Genomic DNA, 13,880 nt, shown 5'->3' with positions numbered 1-13,880 from the left:
TAGCGAATCAACGCGTCGGTGATTGATTTTGCTCATCTCCAATCCTGCTTTTAATCAAGCAAACCGCCCCAAACTGTAATAAGATAACGCCAGTTTTTATTCCTGATGAGGCACGACCATGCGCCGTTTTATATTTCTTAGCCTTATTGCCTTCCCGGCATTCGCCGTTGATGAGCGACCGCCCCAGCTCGAGGCCGTGCCGGAAGTGCCGGAACCGCCCATGCCCGTGCAAAGCGGTGAAACGCTCGAACCCGATATCACCATTATCCGCAAAGGCAGGCAGACCATACAAGAATATCGCCGGGGCGGCAAACTATACATGATTAAAGTTATACCGGATGTCGGTCCGCCTTATTATTTCATTGATAAAAATAATGATGGCGTCATGGATGTGCGCCGTGATGACGCGAATCGGGAAAGCAACATCAACATGTGGAAAATACTGGAATGGTAAGAATATAACCGGTGTCCGTTTATACGCCTGTAAATAGCCTGCAACTCGAACAATTCTTCAGCACTTACAGCCTTGGCAAAGTCACCGATTTTGAAGGGATAAGAGACGGCATAGAAAACACCAACTATTTCGTCACAACCACTCGCGGCCGTTTCGTTCTGACCTTGTTCGAGTCATTGACGGCCGATGACCTGCCGCCTTTCATGGATTTAATGACGCATCTGGGCAAAAGCGAAATCGCTTGCCCCCGTCCCCTGCCCGACCGACAAGCGAATCCGTTGCGCATCCTGATCGACAAGCCGGCCGCACTATTCAACCGCCTGGCCGGCGCCGCCGTCACTTCACCGTCGATCGCGCATTGCCGGCAGATCGGCCTGCACCTGGCGCGTCTGCATAATTCTACGCAAGCCTACGTGTTCCCGATAAAGAACAGCCGAGGGCTGGACTGGTGCCAGCGCGTGTTCACGGAAATCGGCCCGGCCTTATGCCCGGCGGATCGGGCCTTGATTGGCGATGAGCTGCGTGTTCAGCGCCAAAACAGCACGAATCTTCTGCCGCGCGGCGTTATTCATGCCGATCTGTTCAGGGACAATGTCTTGTTCGTGGACGGGCGGCTCAGTGGCCTGCTGGATTTCTACAGCGCCTGTACCGATGCTTTGCTGCTCGATATCGCGATAACGGCCAATGACTGGTGTTGCGATAACGGCGCCGTAAATCCCGATAAATTCGCGGCCCTGTTATCGGCCTATGAAACGCTGCGCCCGCTGGAACCGATGGAAAGACAACGCTGGCCGCTCATGCTCAGAGCCGCGGCTTTGCGCTTCTGGCTATCACGGCTGCAACATCGGCTGCATCCGCGCCCCGGCGAAATCACCCAGCAGAAAGACCCGCTGGTTTTCCGGGAGCTGCTGGAACAGCACCGGGGGCAAGCATCCGTCATTTCACCTCGGCCTGCAACATGGCCATCATGCTTTCGGCCTGCCGCAGATAACCGCCGCCGAACAGATTCAGGTGATTCAGAATATGATACAGATTGTACAGTGTCTTCCTGACGCTATAGCCTTGGTCTAAAGGCCAGGCTTCCCGGTAGGTGGCATAGAAATCGCGCCCGAACCCGCCGAACAGTTCGGTCATGGCCAGATCGGCCTCGCGGTCGCCATAATAACAGGCAGGATCGAAGATAACGGGAAGCCCCTGCGTGTCCACGGCCGCATTGCCGGCCCATAAGTCGCCGTGAAGCAGGGAAGGCTCGGGCGCGTAGCTATCGAATAAAGCGGCCAGATCACCGAGAAGCCGCTCGCCGCTCGCTTGCAACCGTCCGCCGTAACCGTTCGATGCCGCCAGTTTCAGCTGAAAGCCCAGACGCTGCTCACGCCAGAAGCTCAGCCAGTCGATATATTGGCCGTTGGGTTGCCGCGTGCTGCCGATGGTGTTGTCGCGGTGCCAGCCGAAATACGGCTGTTTCACGGCATGCAGACGCGCAAGCTGCTGCCCCAGCAGACGCTCGGACGCCTTGCTCGATGCACCGAATTCAATATTTTCGAGCACCAGAAAGGCATGATCCGCCGTGCTGCCGGCAGCGATGGCCGCAGGCACACGCAGGGCTTGAGCCGATGCTATCTCCATCAGGCCGGCGAATTCGGCTTCAAACATCGCAGCCAAATCAGCGCGATTGAGCTTCACAAAATAGGTTTTATCATGTCCTTTCAGTCGGAAGGCGGAATTGATGTCACCGCCGCTTACGGCTTGTGACGAAACGACCGTAAAAGCCTGCCCCGTTGCCGCCCCAATATGTTCTGAAATAATCCGCCAATTCATAATTTACCTACCCTGTTTCCAAACTGTTGTTCAAAGACAGGCTTTCAGCAGCCATTGACGCCGTTTGGCCACATCAGGCGTCAATAACGTCTGGGCCGTCCTTTTTAAATGAGCGAAGATGGTCTGGCTTTCTTCGCCGGTGACAAAATTGATTTGTCCTGGCCGGATCATAGCGCACATGCGGGAAGCGTGCAGCGCTAACGATCATTATATGGCAAGGATGCAATAGATCCGCACCGCTTATTGAATCCGAAAGCCAGATCGGCTTTGCCTTGGCAAGCGATAAACGCGCCTCTGTCAGGCAAGGCATGAGCTTGTCTCATCGGTCACAATTCCAATTCTTTCTTGGGCTTACCTGAATCATCGCCGCCTCTACCGCGGCAGAGCCTTGTCGATCCCGGAAAAAATGAGCAAAGTCAGAGCGCCTGCTGTCCGCCGGCGGGATTGTTCAGGCACTGGTCTCCTATGAGGCGCTACGGGAATAGGATCTTGCCTTTGGCGACCTTGCCCGAATTCATTCCAAGCCCAATTCAGGGATTGTTTTTTAGGTAAAGAAAGTTCCACAGGCATAGGCTTTCAGTTAAAATCGGGGTTTCCAATAACTTCAACCGCCGCCCCACGCCCTGCCGGTATTTGCTATAGGCCACAATTGGACAAATCTATAAAGCTGTATGTCTTTTATTATAATTCGGCTTATTATGTGAGTTGTTTTTAACCATGCGTCCTTAGCATCACATGGTTGCCGACTATTTTTATCAATGCCTCATGAAAAACTATAAATTACTACTATTATTACTGCTAAGTTCAGTTGCCGCAGGCTGCGGGCAGCCGGGACCGCTTTACCTGCCAGGCCAACCTGCGCCTATTCACGTAGAACCGGATAAAGACGAATAAAATGGATTATTTTAATTATCGAAACGACGAACTGTTCGCCGAAGATGTGTCTGTACAGGACATCGTCTATAAATATGGCAGTCCTTGTTACATTTATTCCAGAGCCACACTGGAAAGGCACTGGCATGCCTTTGACCGAGCCTTTGGCGATCAGGCGCATCTGATCTGCTATGCCGTCAAAGCCAACTCCAGTATTGCCATTCTTAATTTGCTGGCACGCCTGGGATCAGGCTTTGACATTGTCTCACTGGGCGAAATGGAGCGCGTCCTTGCCGCTGGCGGCGATCCCCAAAAAATCGTGTTCTCGGGCGTCGGCAAACGCGAAGACGAAATTCTGGCCGCGCTGAAAATCGGCATACGCTGTTTTAATATTGAGGTCAGCGACGAGCTGGACCGGATTAACCGGCTGGCCGGACAACTGGGCGTTATTGCGCCGGTCTCTTTCCGGGTCAATCCCGACGTCGACGCCAAAACCCATCCTTATATCTCGACCGGTCTGAAAGAGAACAAATTCGGCATCGACATTGAGCAGGCCTTGAGCGAATACCGCCGTGCCGCCGCGCTGCCTCATATTAACGTGATCGGCATAGACTGCCATATTGGCTCGCAACTGATCGAAACCCGGCCTTTCCTTGATGCGCTGGATCGCGTGCTGAATCTGGTGTCAACCCTCAAGGCCGAAGGCATCGCTCTGCATCATCTGGATCTGGGCGGAGGGCTCGGCATCCGCTATAAAGACGAGCAACCTCCCGAGCCGGCCGATTATATCGGAGCCGTGCTGGAGCATCTGGGCGTCAGCGACTTTGAAATCCTGCTGGAACCAGGCCGCGCTATTGTCGGCAATGCGGGCATTCTGGTTACCCAGGTTGAATACCTCAAGCCGACGGCCCACAAGAATTTTGCCATTGTCGATGCGGCCATGAACGATCTGGTGCGTCCCTCTTTATACAGCGCCTGGCAGGACATCATTCCGGTCAAAAGGCAAAGCCAGGCGCCAGAGATGCGCTGGGATATCGTCGGTCCGGTCTGTGAAACGGGCGACTTCCTGGGAAAGGAGCGCATGCTCAAAATTGCCCAGGGCGATTTATTGGCCATACGGTCATCGGGCGCTTACGGCTTTTCCATGAGCTCAAATTACAATTCCAGGCCGCGTGTAGCCGAACTGATGGTCGACGGAAGCAATCTGCACTTGATCAGGGCAAGGGAAACGATTGCCCAGCTTTGGACCGGGGAGCAGTTGCTGCCTTGAGCCATCGGCGCCGGAAACCAACTCATTTTCACTCTATCCCTTGACAAGCACGTAAATGATCAACTTCACTAAAATGCACGGTCTCGGCAATGACTTTGTGGTCATTGACGCTATCAACCAACATGTCGCCTTAACCGCCGAGCAAATCAGACAACTGTCCGACCGGCATTTCGGCATCGGCTTCGACCAATTGCTTCTGGTCGAAAAACCGGTCAGCGACAATGCCGACTTCAAGTACCGGATTTTTAACGCCGACGGCAGCGAAGTCGCTCAGTGCGGCAACGGCGCACGCTGCTTTGCCCGTTTCGTCCGCGACAAACAGCTGACCGATAAGGACGAAATACGCGTCGACACCAATTCGGGGCAGTTGCTGCTGCATCTTGATGAAGATGACCTGGTGACGGTCAACATGGGTATACCTCGGCACGCGCCCGACGAGATCCCCATGCTTGCCGAGGAGGAGTCCAAGTATTACACCGTGGCGGTAAACGATACGGAGAGAGCGTTTGGCGCGGCCTCTATGGGCAATCCGCACGCCGTTCTGCAGGTCAATGACGTTAAAACCGCGCCGGTGGCAGAATTAGGCAGTGAACTGGAACGCCACCCTGTGTTTCCGGAACGCGCCAATATCGGTTTTATGCAGGTGGTTGACCGCCAGCATATCAGGCTGCGCGTTTTCGAGCGCGGCGCCGGCGAAACCCTGGCCTGCGGCAGCGGCGCCTGTGCCGCCGTGGTGATCGGCATCGAGCACAACCTGCTGGATCATGAGGTTTTTGTCGAACTGCCCGGCGGCGAGCTGAAAATAAGCTGGTCCGGTCGCGGCGAGCCGGTGTTCATGACAGGGCCGGCTGTCTCCGTTTTCGATGGAACGCTAGCGTTATGAGCTTACAGCAAACATCGGAACTGACTGCGGCGCAGGTTGAAGAATATCTGCAGCGACATCCGGAATTCTTTAGTGAACACCTGCATCTGCTGGAAAAAATGCGCATTCCGCACCCCTGCGGCAATGCCGTATCGCTGATTTCAAAGCAGCTGGAGCTATTCAGAAACAGGCATCAGGAACAGGAAAACCAGCTCACGGCGCTCATTGCGATCGCCAGGGACAACGATACGTCCATCAATCGCATGCACAAACTTACTCTGGCCTTGCTGGATGCGTCCACGCTGGAGGAAGCCATCGCCAATCTTGAGATGGTCTTATCCGACTACTTTCTGACCGATTTTGTCGCCATTCGCATTATCAAACACAATCCGGACGCGTCGATTGCCAATCTGTTCATCGCGCCGGGCAGCGCGGATCTGAAGCCATTCACAAAAGAACTGGCCGCCAGCCAGCCTAAATGCGGACGCCCGACATTGGCGCAGGCCAAAGTGCTGTTCGGCGATGCTGCGCTGGACGTCAAATCCTGCGCTATCATTCCCATGATCTTTACCGAACTCGAGGGTATTGTGGCCATTGGCAGCCGGGAAGAAGGCCGGTTTCATTACAGCATGGGGAATCTGTTTCTGACCCAAATGAGCGAAATCATCGGCACCCGGCTGATTTCGCTGCTTGCCGCCTGATGAGTATGCATGCCGATGCCGAGCATGCGTTAACGGCTTTTTTCGACCAGCTCAAAGTTGAGGTGCGAGCGTCCGAACACACGATAAAAAGTTATCAGCGGGATATCAGACACCTGATCCGCTATTGCACGGATAAAGCTATCGACCGCTGGATTGACCTCAAGCAAAGCGATATCCGTGCCCATATCGCCAGCCGGCACCGCCGGGGCATCAGCAGTAAAAGCCTGCAACGCGAACTGTCGGCAATCCGCAGCTTTTACAATTTCCTATTGAAAAACCGTCTGGCCGACAATAATCCGGCCCAATATGTCAAAGCCCCCAAACAAAGCAGAAAGCTGCCTAAAACACTGGACGTAGACCAGATTAGCGGCTTGCTGGAAGCGGGAACCAGTTCGATACTGGAGATGCGCGATGTGGCCATGTTTGAACTTTTCTATTCCTCCGGCCTGCGCCTGAGCGAAATGACGGCTCTGAACCTGACCGATATTGATTTGCCTGATCGCTCGCTGATTGTGCGTGCCGGTAAAGGCGGAAAATCGAGACTGCTGCCTATGGGCGGCAAGGCCGTGGACGCCTTGGAGAAATGGCTGACTCAGCGTCTAAAAATGACTGCCGCCGCCGAACCGGCCTTATTTGTTTCCAGCCGTGGCACGAGACTGGGCCAGCGTAGCGTTCAATTAAGACTGGAGCAGTGGTGCCAGAAAAAAGGCATCGCCGAACACTTGCATCCGCACATGCTCAGACATTCTTTCGCCAGCCATTTGCTCGAATCCAGCCAGGACCTCAGAGCTGTGCAGGAACTGCTCGGACACAGCAATATCAGTACGACACAGATCTATACGCATCTGGATTTCCAGCACCTCGCTGAAGTCTATGATAAAGCCCATCCAAGAGCCAAAAAAAAATCAGAGTAGACCGCTGCTTGGTCAGCAAAGATATAAAAAATCTGCTACCATGTGGGCTAATTTTAGTATACAAAGCGATCTGTTTTATTAGGCAGACACTCTTCTTTACGGGACACCTGAAAATGGCGGCAAGCGATACACTGCAAGATATAAAATCTAAAGGAATACTCTGGGGCTTTGGGGTTTTAGTCCTGGTCGTACTGGTTGTTCTTTTCATCCTGGGCGCCTGGTGGGGAAGTGAACCGGATCAGTTCAATGTACAAGAAGAGGCAATGATAAGGGCCAAGGAAACCAATACCACTGAAATGCCTCTGGGCTATACCTACGCCAATACGCTGGCCCATATCGCTGAAGTCCTGCTGCATAAGCCCGGCGGCTATATCACCAATGACGTTGCGCCTCCCGGCGTATTATTGGACAACATTTCCAGTTGGGAATTTGGCGCACTGGTCATGCTGCGCGATGCCTCATCGGCATTAAGAAACCATTTTGCCCGGGATCAGTCACAATCCGCCGAAGATGCGGATCTGGCCGTTGCAGAACCTTATTTTTACTACGAACACAACTCATGGGCTTTGCCGTCAACAGAGGCGGAATATGAAAAGGGTATCGAGGCGCTGCATAAATATATGTTACGCCTGCAAAAATACGGTGGTCCTGTGAAACGTGCGCAGTTTTATTCCAGAGCCGACAACCTGTGGCAATACGTGGAGGTTGTGATCAAACGCCTGGGCGGCTTGTCCACGCGCCTGAGCGCCAGCACGGCCGGCGCGGAAATCATACCCGGCATGGCAGTCCTTGAACCGGGCGCTACGCTCGAATCCCGTGAAGCCAAAACCGTGCCGATAATCGCCCAGACCCCATGGCTGGAGATCGATAACGTCTTCTACGAAGCTCGTGGCGCCAGCTGGGCCTTACTGCATATCCTCCGGGCCATCAAGCACGATTTCCATGATATTCTGCTGGATAAACGCGCCATGAACACGGTCGATATTATGATCAAGTCTTTGGAAAACGCACTGGCTCCGATTCTGAGCCCGATGGTTTTAAATGGCGGCGGCTATGGTCTGTTCGCGAATTACTCGTTGTCCATGGCGACCTATATCGCCCGGGCCAATGCAGCGGCGCTGGATTTGCGCGACATCATGAACCGGGGTTAAGAAGGTTGGCCATGCAAGAGCAAATCAATGAGAATCTGAAAAAGCTCGGCACCTGGAAACGGATTTTCTTTATGCTGATTTTTGCCGCCATCATCAGCCTGGTCCGAATGCTGCTGTGGGCGATTATTCTGCTGCAAGTTGCATCGATGCTGTTGACCGGAAAAGTCAACAGCAACGTCCTCAATTTCGGACGCAGCCTTTCGGCTTACACCTACCATATCCTGCTGTTTCTGACTTTCAATACCGATACGCTGCCTTTCCCTTTCTCGGACTGGCAAATGACTGAAGAGCTGAACCTGCCCGAGCCGAGGAACTCAAAAAAATAATCCGCCATGGATCCTGTCCGCAAAATCATTCATATAGATATGGATGCTTTCTTTGCGGCTATCGAGCAACGCGATTTTCCCAAATACCGCAACAAGCCGCTGATCGTCGGCGGCGCGCCTGACTCGCGAGGCGTCGTTGCAACGTGCAGTTATGAAGCCAGGCAGTATGGCATCCATTCGGCCATGCCATCATCGCAGGCTTACCGCTTATGCCCGCAGGCGATTTTCGTAAAACCCCGTTTCGAAGCCTACCGGGAAGCGTCTCAAACCATTCGCAAAATATTTACCGGATACACCGAACTGGTCGAACCGCTGTCGCTTGATGAAGCCTATCTGGACGTCAGCAATGTTCAATTGTACCAAGGTTCGGCTACGCGCATAGCCAAAGCCATCAAGGCCGCAATTAAACATGAAACCGAGCTGATTGCCTCGGCCGGTATTTCTTACAACAAATTCCTCGCCAAAATTGCTTCGGACATGGACAAACCGGATGGGCTTTATCTCATCATGCCGGAACAGGGCGCGCGCTTTGTCGAACAGCTCACTATCGATAAATTCCACGGCATAGGCAAAGCGACAGCGCAGAAAATGCAAGCTTTGGGCATACAAAACGGCAAGGATTTAAGAAATTTTTCTCTAGAGACTCTGCAGCAGCATTTCGGCAAATCGGCCCACCATTATTACAATATCTGCCGAGGCATTGATGACAGGCCCGTCAACAGCCATAGAATCAGCAAGTCGGTGGGCGTGGAGACAACGTTTCAGCGGGATATTAAAGCCAGGCAGGAGGTCATTGAGCAACTGCACAATCTGCTGGAAAAAGCCTTGGAAAAAGTCGCCGAGAAACGGCTGACCGCCTATACCTTAACCATCAAAATAAAATATCACGATTTTGTCCAGATTACGCGCAGCCGGACCCTGCCCCATGCGGTGACAACCACATCGAGCACGCTTGCAATCCTGGAAGATCTATTACGCAATACCGATGTTGGCGCGCGTAAAGTACGACTGCTCGGGGTTACGCTGTCATCGCTGGAAAACCAGTCCAGGCTGAAGCACTTCCAGCAGATGGACCTGTTTAACTGAGCCGCTATTCATCCGACTCCGGCTCATCATCAACCGATTCATCCTCTTCGAAATCAAACACTTCTTTGAGATAACGGTATAGCAAACGCGAAGACTTGGACGGCTTGCCCGCTGCCGCTTCCTTCTGGGCATTGCGGATCAATTGCCTTAACTGCTGCCGATCCGCCTGAGGCTGCTCATCGAGCAATTCGGTCAACGCCTCGTTGCCTTCCGTGATTAACCTGTCCCGCCAACGTTCAACGATATGATGCTCTCTGACAGCATGCGCGCTTTTGCTCTTGATGCGCGCCAGCTTTTCCTGAATAGGCTCTATATCGATTTTATGCAATTGGCCGGCGATAAATTTCAGCTGCCGTTTTCTCGCGCCCCTGGGCGGCATGCCAGCGACCTGGACGATGGCTTTATGGATATTTTCAGGCAGCTCAAAGGTTTTTAATTGCGTTTCAGACAAGCCCGACAGTTCTTCGCCCAAGGCGAAAAGAGCGGCCATATCGCGCTTTTGCTGCGTCTTATTGGGGCGGACCGCGTAATACTCCACCTCCTCGTCATCATCGCTGTATTCATCCTCGTATTCGTATTCTTCTTCGCTCATCTGATCTAAACCACTACCATTAAAAAAATCACAAACAGCACGACAAAACCCAAAGGCACCAGCACTGCCATCCAGTCCGGCGAAGCTTTTCTGCTTTGCTCGAGTGATGCCTTGATCCCGGGCCGCATCCAGAAAATAATCAGCAGCACCATGGCACCCAATAATAGACTTTCCCAGGTTGAAAATGCTTCCATATTTGTCTCGCCGTAATAAATGACGCCTACTTTACCACAGGCTGTCTAATCACTTTCCATGCTTCTATTTTTTGCGCTAAATTCAGCGAGGCATGGGCCGGACTTGTTGACGGCAAACGCTGATATTCAAGATAGGCAAAACGTTGATCCAAGCCTGGCAGAATATGTTTTTTATACACCTTTTCAGCCATGCCGCCATTGAAGAACACGCGTCTGATAAATTTATACTCGGCAAAGAAGCTGACAAAATCATTGGTTCTTATCGATGCCCACGCTATATTCGAATCCAGGCTGCCGTGCCGCTGGCAGCTTTGCAGCACATCCCAGACCGCTACCTTGTTCTCCAGCAGAACGGCCCTACGGCGTTCATAGCTAAGGTTAGGAAACGCGCCAAACAATGCGCCCATGATAGGCCAGAATGCGTTGCCGGGATGACCATAATACTGCTGCTTAAGCAATGAAACCTCGCTGGGCATGGAGCCCAGTATCAATACCTGCGCTTCCCCGGAAACAATCGGAGGGAATCCTTCAATGTCCGCCATACTCATTCTATAAATTTTAATTTTAGCTCTGCAATTTTGCGATAATACGCACTCGTTAATTTTATAGAGTATCAGTTACGCCATGTGGTTTAAAAATCTTAGCATTTTTCGTCTCACCGAAGATTTCACTTTATCTCCAGCTGAACTGGAGCAAAAACTTGAGCAAATGGCATTTCGCCCTTGCGGCAATCATGAGGAATTCACTTTCGGCTGGACCGCTCCTTTGGGCAATACGTCAGCACAACTGGTGCACAGTGCGAACGGTTTTATGATGTTGTGCGGGAAAAAAGAGGAAAAAGTGCTGCCGGCCGCCGTCATCAATGAAATGCTTCAGGAAAAGATCCTGGAAGCGGAAGACCAGCAGGGCCGAAAACTGTCCAAAAAGGAACGCACCGCTATTAAGGATGAGCTGATATTTGAGCTGTTGCCCAAGGCTTTCAGCTTTTCGCGCAAAACTTACGCCTATATCGATCCGAAAGGCAGCTGGCTGGTCGTTGATGCCGCTTCCGCAAAAAAAGCCGAGGATCTGCTCAGCAATCTGCGCAAATGCCTGGGTTCATTGCCGGCTGTGCCGCCCAATACGGTAGAAAAACCGGTTGTTACGATGACTCAATGGCTGATTAACCATCAAACACCGGCCGATATCACAATTGAAGATGAATGCGAACTGCGCTCGCCCGAAGAGGAAGGCGGCATCATCCGCTGCAAACGCCATGATCTGGCGTTGCCGGAAATCAAAAATCATCTCGATACCGGCAAGGAAGCTATTAAACTGGCCATCAGCTGGGATGATCGACTTTCCTTCATTATTGACGAGCATCTGGCCATTAAACGCCTGCGCTTTCTTGATTTGATCCAGGATCAGGTCGCCGATATCGAAACCCACGATGAAGCCGAACAATTCGATGTGGACTTTTCGATTATGTCATTGGAACTGGCGAACTTTTTACCCCGTCTCATGGAATTATTCGGCGGAGAAAATAAAACATGATCTATCTAACGACCAGCCTACTTCTAAAGAGACATGTTATGTTAACTTTTATCCGCAGACTGGTCGTATTGCTATTGCTGATATCCAACCTACCTGCTTCAGCCACAACTTATGAACTGCCTGACAACCCGGGCGACAGTTTGATCGGCGACCAGATGGCCAGTAAGCTTTACACCACAGCCAAGCATGAAGACACATTACTCGATATCGCCCGGAATTACGATGTGGGACAAATCGAAATCCTGCTGCTCAACCCGGGCGTGGACAGATGGCTGCCGGGCGAAGGCACTCGGGTCCGATTGTCCAATCTGCGCCTGCTGCCCGACACCCCCAGAAAAGGACTGACGCTGAACCTACCCGAATACCGTATGTATTATTTTCCCAGGCATGCGGAAGGCGAGAAGGGGATCGTTAAAACCTTTCCGCACAGCATTGGTCGGGTCGACTGGCGAACGCCATTAGGACGAACAACCATTGTCCGCAAAACTGAAAATCCGGTCTGGATACCACCCGCATCAATCAGAGCTGAACATGCAACCAACGGTGATATTCTGCCGCAGATCATTCCTGCCGGGCCCGACAATCCTCTCGGGCTGTTCGCGATGTACCTCGGCGTACCGGGTTATCTGATCCACGGCACCAACAAACCCTATGGTGTCGGCATGAGGGTCAGTCATGGCTGCATCCGCATGTATCCTGAAGATATTGAAGAATTATTTCCGGAAATAGAAATAGGTACGCCAGTCCATATTGTCAATCAGCCGGTTAAGGTCGGCTGGCATCAGGACACGCTGTATATAGAAGTTCATCCGGCCCTGGCCGAAACCGAAGCTGAAGACGAACATGGCACTATTCCCAAACAGACAGAAAAAAAATACCTGGCACGCCTGAAGATGGCGCTAAAACTGATTCAACACGCTAACAACCATCAAATGCCTGTCCTTGATGGTGAGGCATTGAAAGAGGCTTTGCAAATGCATAACGGCATTCCTGTCGCTATTTATAAACGCCCGGCCATGACTCAAGCCGACCCGGCAGTTCTTTCAATTCCATAAAAAAAGCCCGCTGGAATTATCCCAGTGGGCTCTTCTCTACGCATTAAAAAATGATGAATTATTTCATCATTGATTTTTTGAACATACGATCCAGTTTGCTGTTAGTGTCTTGAGCGTATTGAGCAGCACGGTTAGCAGCTTGTTCTGCATCAGCAGCTTTTGCAGCCGCATCAGCAGCCGCGCGTTGTGCGCTAGCAGCATCAGCTGAAGCTTGAGAAACCTTAGAATTCAAACCATCAATTTGTGATTGCAGGTTATCGATATCTGAAGTGCTGGCGCAACCAACAACCAGAGTAGCAGCCATAGCGATCATTGATAATTTTATTACTTTTTTCATATTATTTTTCCTTATTTCAAAGTTATTACTACATAAAGAGTACTTCCAGAATATAATTCTGCACTGTTTTTAAATTTCTTTCCAGTTTTATTTTATTCTGATTATTATTCCATTATCTATTGGTTATTTTATTCTGACGATTGTTCCCTTATCTATCCATTGACTTAAATGATCAATCTGACTATTGGTCAGAGCGATACAGCCATGCGTCCAATTCATCATTTTATGGATTTTTTCATCAGCCCGGCCTAAACCATGGATGCCTATTCGCCCACCTAATGGCGTATTCTGCGGAGGCACTTGATGGTGCTTGTGAGCGTATATAATACTGTCATAGGTGATACGGTTTATCAATCCTTGTTCTAGCGCTTTCTGAGCATCTTCCGAGGAAGGATAGGTTAAACCAAAAAATTTTTTAAAGGAGCTTTGCTCACCGACCCAGCCGATCCTGTAATCACCGAAAGGTGTAATATTATCTCCCCGATGGTGTTTGAATCCGGCCCCACCCTGACCGATAGCAATACCCTCTAAAATATCAAGCGTCTTCTCGCCTTTCTTTACTTCAATCTTTAGCGCGCTCGTATCTACCAGCAGCCATATATCCTCAGCAGCGGATACAGCCATAGCATAACAACTACAACATAGTAATAAATAAATTCGCCACATAAATAATCTACACTAGAATAAAGGTTTCACGTACTTTAGCTCATCAGG

The 13,880-nt window shown here is 51.3% G+C and carries 19 protein-coding genes; 12 read left to right on the top strand and 7 right to left on the bottom strand.

Annotation, left to right across the window (positions count from 1 at the left end; all coding sequences use genetic code 11):
• Nucleotides 1–118 precede the first annotated feature (118 nt).
• Together METLU_RS0119175 and METLU_RS0119170 are read left to right on the top strand one after the other, a co-directional pair.
• Nucleotides 119–454 carry a DUF2782 domain-containing protein gene (locus METLU_RS0119175; protein WP_027159641.1) on the top strand — a complete coding sequence of 112 codons (336 nt, stop codon included), beginning with the start codon at nt 119–121 and terminating at the stop codon, nt 452–454.
• An 11-nt stretch (nt 455–465) separates the two neighbouring features.
• Nucleotides 466–1,506 carry a homoserine kinase gene (locus tag METLU_RS0119170; RefSeq protein ID WP_027159640.1) on the top strand — a complete coding sequence of 347 codons (1,041 nt, stop codon included), beginning with the start codon at nt 466–468 and terminating at the stop codon, nt 1,504–1,506.
• Here METLU_RS0119170 and METLU_RS26910 read toward each other — a convergent pair.
• Entirely contained in the window at nt 1,391–2,272 is an 882-nt protein-coding gene (locus tag METLU_RS26910) for a fructosamine kinase family protein (RefSeq protein WP_027159639.1), read from the bottom strand. The two genes, METLU_RS0119170 and METLU_RS26910, sit on opposite strands and share 116 nt — an antisense overlap.
• Nucleotides 2,273–2,302: 30 nt before the next feature.
• Nucleotides 2,303–2,443: a hypothetical protein gene (locus METLU_RS28090; RefSeq protein ID WP_155920635.1), complete on the bottom strand. Its 141-nt coding sequence runs from the start codon at nt 2,441–2,443 to the stop codon at nt 2,303–2,305.
• Nucleotides 2,444–3,007: 564 nt separating this feature from the next.
• On the opposite strand from METLU_RS28090, the gene lptM reads away from it, so the two are divergent.
• The 8 genes from lptM (at nt 3,008) to dinB (ending at nt 9,455) form a co-directional block, all read left to right on the top strand.
• Complete coding sequence (gene lptM, locus METLU_RS29220; protein WP_407939097.1) at nt 3,008–3,166, top strand: LPS translocon maturation chaperone LptM; 159 nt, start codon at nt 3,008–3,010, stop codon at nt 3,164–3,166.
• 1 nt (nt 3,167) lies between these two features.
• Nucleotides 3,168–4,415, top strand: a complete 1,248-nt coding sequence (gene lysA, locus METLU_RS0119150; protein WP_027159638.1) for a diaminopimelate decarboxylase — start codon at nt 3,168–3,170, stop codon at nt 4,413–4,415.
• Nucleotides 4,416–4,470: 55 nt separating this feature from the next.
• Entirely contained in the window at nt 4,471–5,298 is an 828-nt protein-coding gene (dapF, locus tag METLU_RS0119145) for a diaminopimelate epimerase (protein ID WP_027159637.1), read from the top strand.
• Nucleotides 5,295–5,978, top strand: a complete 684-nt coding sequence (locus METLU_RS0119140; RefSeq protein ID WP_027159636.1) for a DUF484 family protein — start codon at nt 5,295–5,297, stop codon at nt 5,976–5,978. The genes dapF and METLU_RS0119140 overlap by 4 nt, the downstream gene beginning before the upstream one ends.
• Nucleotides 5,979–5,983: 5 nt before the next feature.
• Nucleotides 5,984–6,892, top strand: coding sequence for a tyrosine recombinase XerC (gene xerC, locus METLU_RS0119135; RefSeq protein WP_027159635.1), 909 nt, complete (start codon nt 5,984–5,986; stop codon nt 6,890–6,892).
• 113 nt (nt 6,893–7,005) lie between these two features.
• Nucleotides 7,006–8,043, top strand: coding sequence for a DUF2333 family protein (locus tag METLU_RS0119130; protein ID WP_027159634.1), 1,038 nt, complete (start codon nt 7,006–7,008; stop codon nt 8,041–8,043).
• Between the two features lie 11 nt (nt 8,044–8,054).
• Nucleotides 8,055–8,369, top strand: a complete 315-nt coding sequence (locus tag METLU_RS0119125; protein WP_027159633.1) for a DUF4389 domain-containing protein — start codon at nt 8,055–8,057, stop codon at nt 8,367–8,369.
• Nucleotides 8,370–8,375: 6 nt separating this feature from the next.
• Nucleotides 8,376–9,455: a DNA polymerase IV gene (gene dinB / locus METLU_RS0119120; protein ID WP_027159632.1), complete on the top strand. Its 1,080-nt coding sequence runs from the start codon at nt 8,376–8,378 to the stop codon at nt 9,453–9,455.
• Nucleotides 9,456–9,459: 4 nt separating this feature from the next.
• On the opposite strand, the gene yjgA is transcribed toward dinB, so the two are convergent.
• The 3 genes from yjgA to METLU_RS0119105 are packed head-to-tail and all read right to left on the bottom strand — an operon-like array spanning nt 9,460 to nt 10,783.
• The gene (gene yjgA / locus METLU_RS0119115) at nt 9,460–10,047 is read right to left on the bottom strand and encodes a ribosome biogenesis factor YjgA (protein WP_027159631.1); all 588 of its coding nucleotides are present in this window, start codon (nt 10,045–10,047) and stop codon (nt 9,460–9,462) included.
• A 5-nt stretch (nt 10,048–10,052) separates the two neighbouring features.
• A complete protein-coding gene (locus tag METLU_RS0119110; protein ID WP_027159630.1) occupies nt 10,053–10,241 on the bottom strand; it encodes a hypothetical protein in 189 nt (62 codons plus the stop codon).
• A gap of 26 nt (nt 10,242–10,267) precedes the next feature.
• Nucleotides 10,268–10,783, bottom strand: coding sequence for a DNA-deoxyinosine glycosylase (locus tag METLU_RS0119105; protein ID WP_027159629.1), 516 nt, complete (start codon nt 10,781–10,783; stop codon nt 10,268–10,270).
• 82 nt (nt 10,784–10,865) lie between these two features.
• Between METLU_RS0119105 and rdgC the strand changes: the two genes are divergently transcribed.
• Nucleotides 10,866–11,774: a recombination-associated protein RdgC gene (rdgC, locus tag METLU_RS0119100; RefSeq protein ID WP_027159628.1), complete on the top strand. Its 909-nt coding sequence runs from the start codon at nt 10,866–10,868 to the stop codon at nt 11,772–11,774.
• A 38-nt stretch (nt 11,775–11,812) separates the two neighbouring features.
• Nucleotides 11,813–12,829 (top strand): L,D-transpeptidase family protein, encoded by a 1,017-nt coding sequence (locus tag METLU_RS0119095; protein ID WP_036243292.1) that lies wholly within the window; start codon nt 11,813–11,815, stop codon nt 12,827–12,829.
• Between the two features lie 58 nt (nt 12,830–12,887).
• Here the strand turns inward: METLU_RS0119095 and METLU_RS0119090 are convergent, their stop codons facing one another.
• Nucleotides 12,888–13,166: an Lpp/OprI family alanine-zipper lipoprotein gene (locus METLU_RS0119090; protein ID WP_027159626.1), complete on the bottom strand. Its 279-nt coding sequence runs from the start codon at nt 13,164–13,166 to the stop codon at nt 12,888–12,890.
• A gap of 123 nt (nt 13,167–13,289) precedes the next feature.
• Nucleotides 13,290–13,790 carry a L,D-transpeptidase family protein gene (locus tag METLU_RS0119085; protein ID WP_407939096.1) on the bottom strand — a complete coding sequence of 167 codons (501 nt, stop codon included), beginning with the start codon at nt 13,788–13,790 and terminating at the stop codon, nt 13,290–13,292.
• Nucleotides 13,791–13,880 lie beyond the last annotated feature (90 nt).

Source organism: Methylobacter luteus IMV-B-3098 (assembly GCF_000427625.1).
GTDB lineage: Bacteria > Pseudomonadota > Gammaproteobacteria > Methylococcales > Methylomonadaceae > Methylobacter > Methylobacter luteus.
Note: the sequence above shows the minus strand (reverse complement) of the source record. Positions and strands in the feature narration are given on the sequence as shown.

What these genes read in the sequence shown, in the direction of transcription:
- METLU_RS0119125 (WP_027159633.1), top strand. Translation starts at nt 8,055, where the DNA reads ATGCAAGAGCAAATCAATGAGAATCTGAAAAAGCTCGGCACCTGGAAA.
- METLU_RS0119085 (WP_407939096.1), bottom strand. Translation starts at nt 13,790, where the DNA reads ATGGCTGTATCCGCTGCTGAGGATATATGGCTGCTGGTAGATACGAGC.
- dinB (WP_027159632.1), top strand. Translation starts at nt 8,376, where the DNA reads ATGGATCCTGTCCGCAAAATCATTCATATAGATATGGATGCTTTCTTT.
- METLU_RS0119105 (WP_027159629.1), bottom strand. Translation starts at nt 10,783, where the DNA reads ATGGCGGACATTGAAGGATTCCCTCCGATTGTTTCCGGGGAAGCGCAG.
- METLU_RS0119175 (WP_027159641.1), top strand. Translation starts at nt 119, where the DNA reads ATGCGCCGTTTTATATTTCTTAGCCTTATTGCCTTCCCGGCATTCGCC.
- METLU_RS26910 (WP_027159639.1), bottom strand. Translation starts at nt 2,272, where the DNA reads ATGAATTGGCGGATTATTTCAGAACATATTGGGGCGGCAACGGGGCAG.
- rdgC (WP_027159628.1), top strand. Translation starts at nt 10,866, where the DNA reads ATGTGGTTTAAAAATCTTAGCATTTTTCGTCTCACCGAAGATTTCACT.
- lptM (WP_407939097.1), top strand. Translation starts at nt 3,008, where the DNA reads ATGGTTGCCGACTATTTTTATCAATGCCTCATGAAAAACTATAAATTA.
- METLU_RS0119130 (WP_027159634.1), top strand. Translation starts at nt 7,006, where the DNA reads ATGGCGGCAAGCGATACACTGCAAGATATAAAATCTAAAGGAATACTC.
- yjgA (WP_027159631.1), bottom strand. Translation starts at nt 10,047, where the DNA reads ATGAGCGAAGAAGAATACGAATACGAGGATGAATACAGCGATGATGAC.
- METLU_RS0119140 (WP_027159636.1), top strand. Translation starts at nt 5,295, where the DNA reads ATGAGCTTACAGCAAACATCGGAACTGACTGCGGCGCAGGTTGAAGAA.
- METLU_RS0119095 (WP_036243292.1), top strand. Translation starts at nt 11,813, where the DNA reads ATGTTAACTTTTATCCGCAGACTGGTCGTATTGCTATTGCTGATATCC.
- METLU_RS28090 (WP_155920635.1), bottom strand. Translation starts at nt 2,443, where the DNA reads ATGATCCGGCCAGGACAAATCAATTTTGTCACCGGCGAAGAAAGCCAG.
- lysA (WP_027159638.1), top strand. Translation starts at nt 3,168, where the DNA reads ATGGATTATTTTAATTATCGAAACGACGAACTGTTCGCCGAAGATGTG.
- METLU_RS0119110 (WP_027159630.1), bottom strand. Translation starts at nt 10,241, where the DNA reads ATGGAAGCATTTTCAACCTGGGAAAGTCTATTATTGGGTGCCATGGTG.
- dapF (WP_027159637.1), top strand. Translation starts at nt 4,471, where the DNA reads ATGATCAACTTCACTAAAATGCACGGTCTCGGCAATGACTTTGTGGTC.
- xerC (WP_027159635.1), top strand. Translation starts at nt 5,984, where the DNA reads ATGCATGCCGATGCCGAGCATGCGTTAACGGCTTTTTTCGACCAGCTC.
- METLU_RS0119090 (WP_027159626.1), bottom strand. Translation starts at nt 13,166, where the DNA reads ATGAAAAAAGTAATAAAATTATCAATGATCGCTATGGCTGCTACTCTG.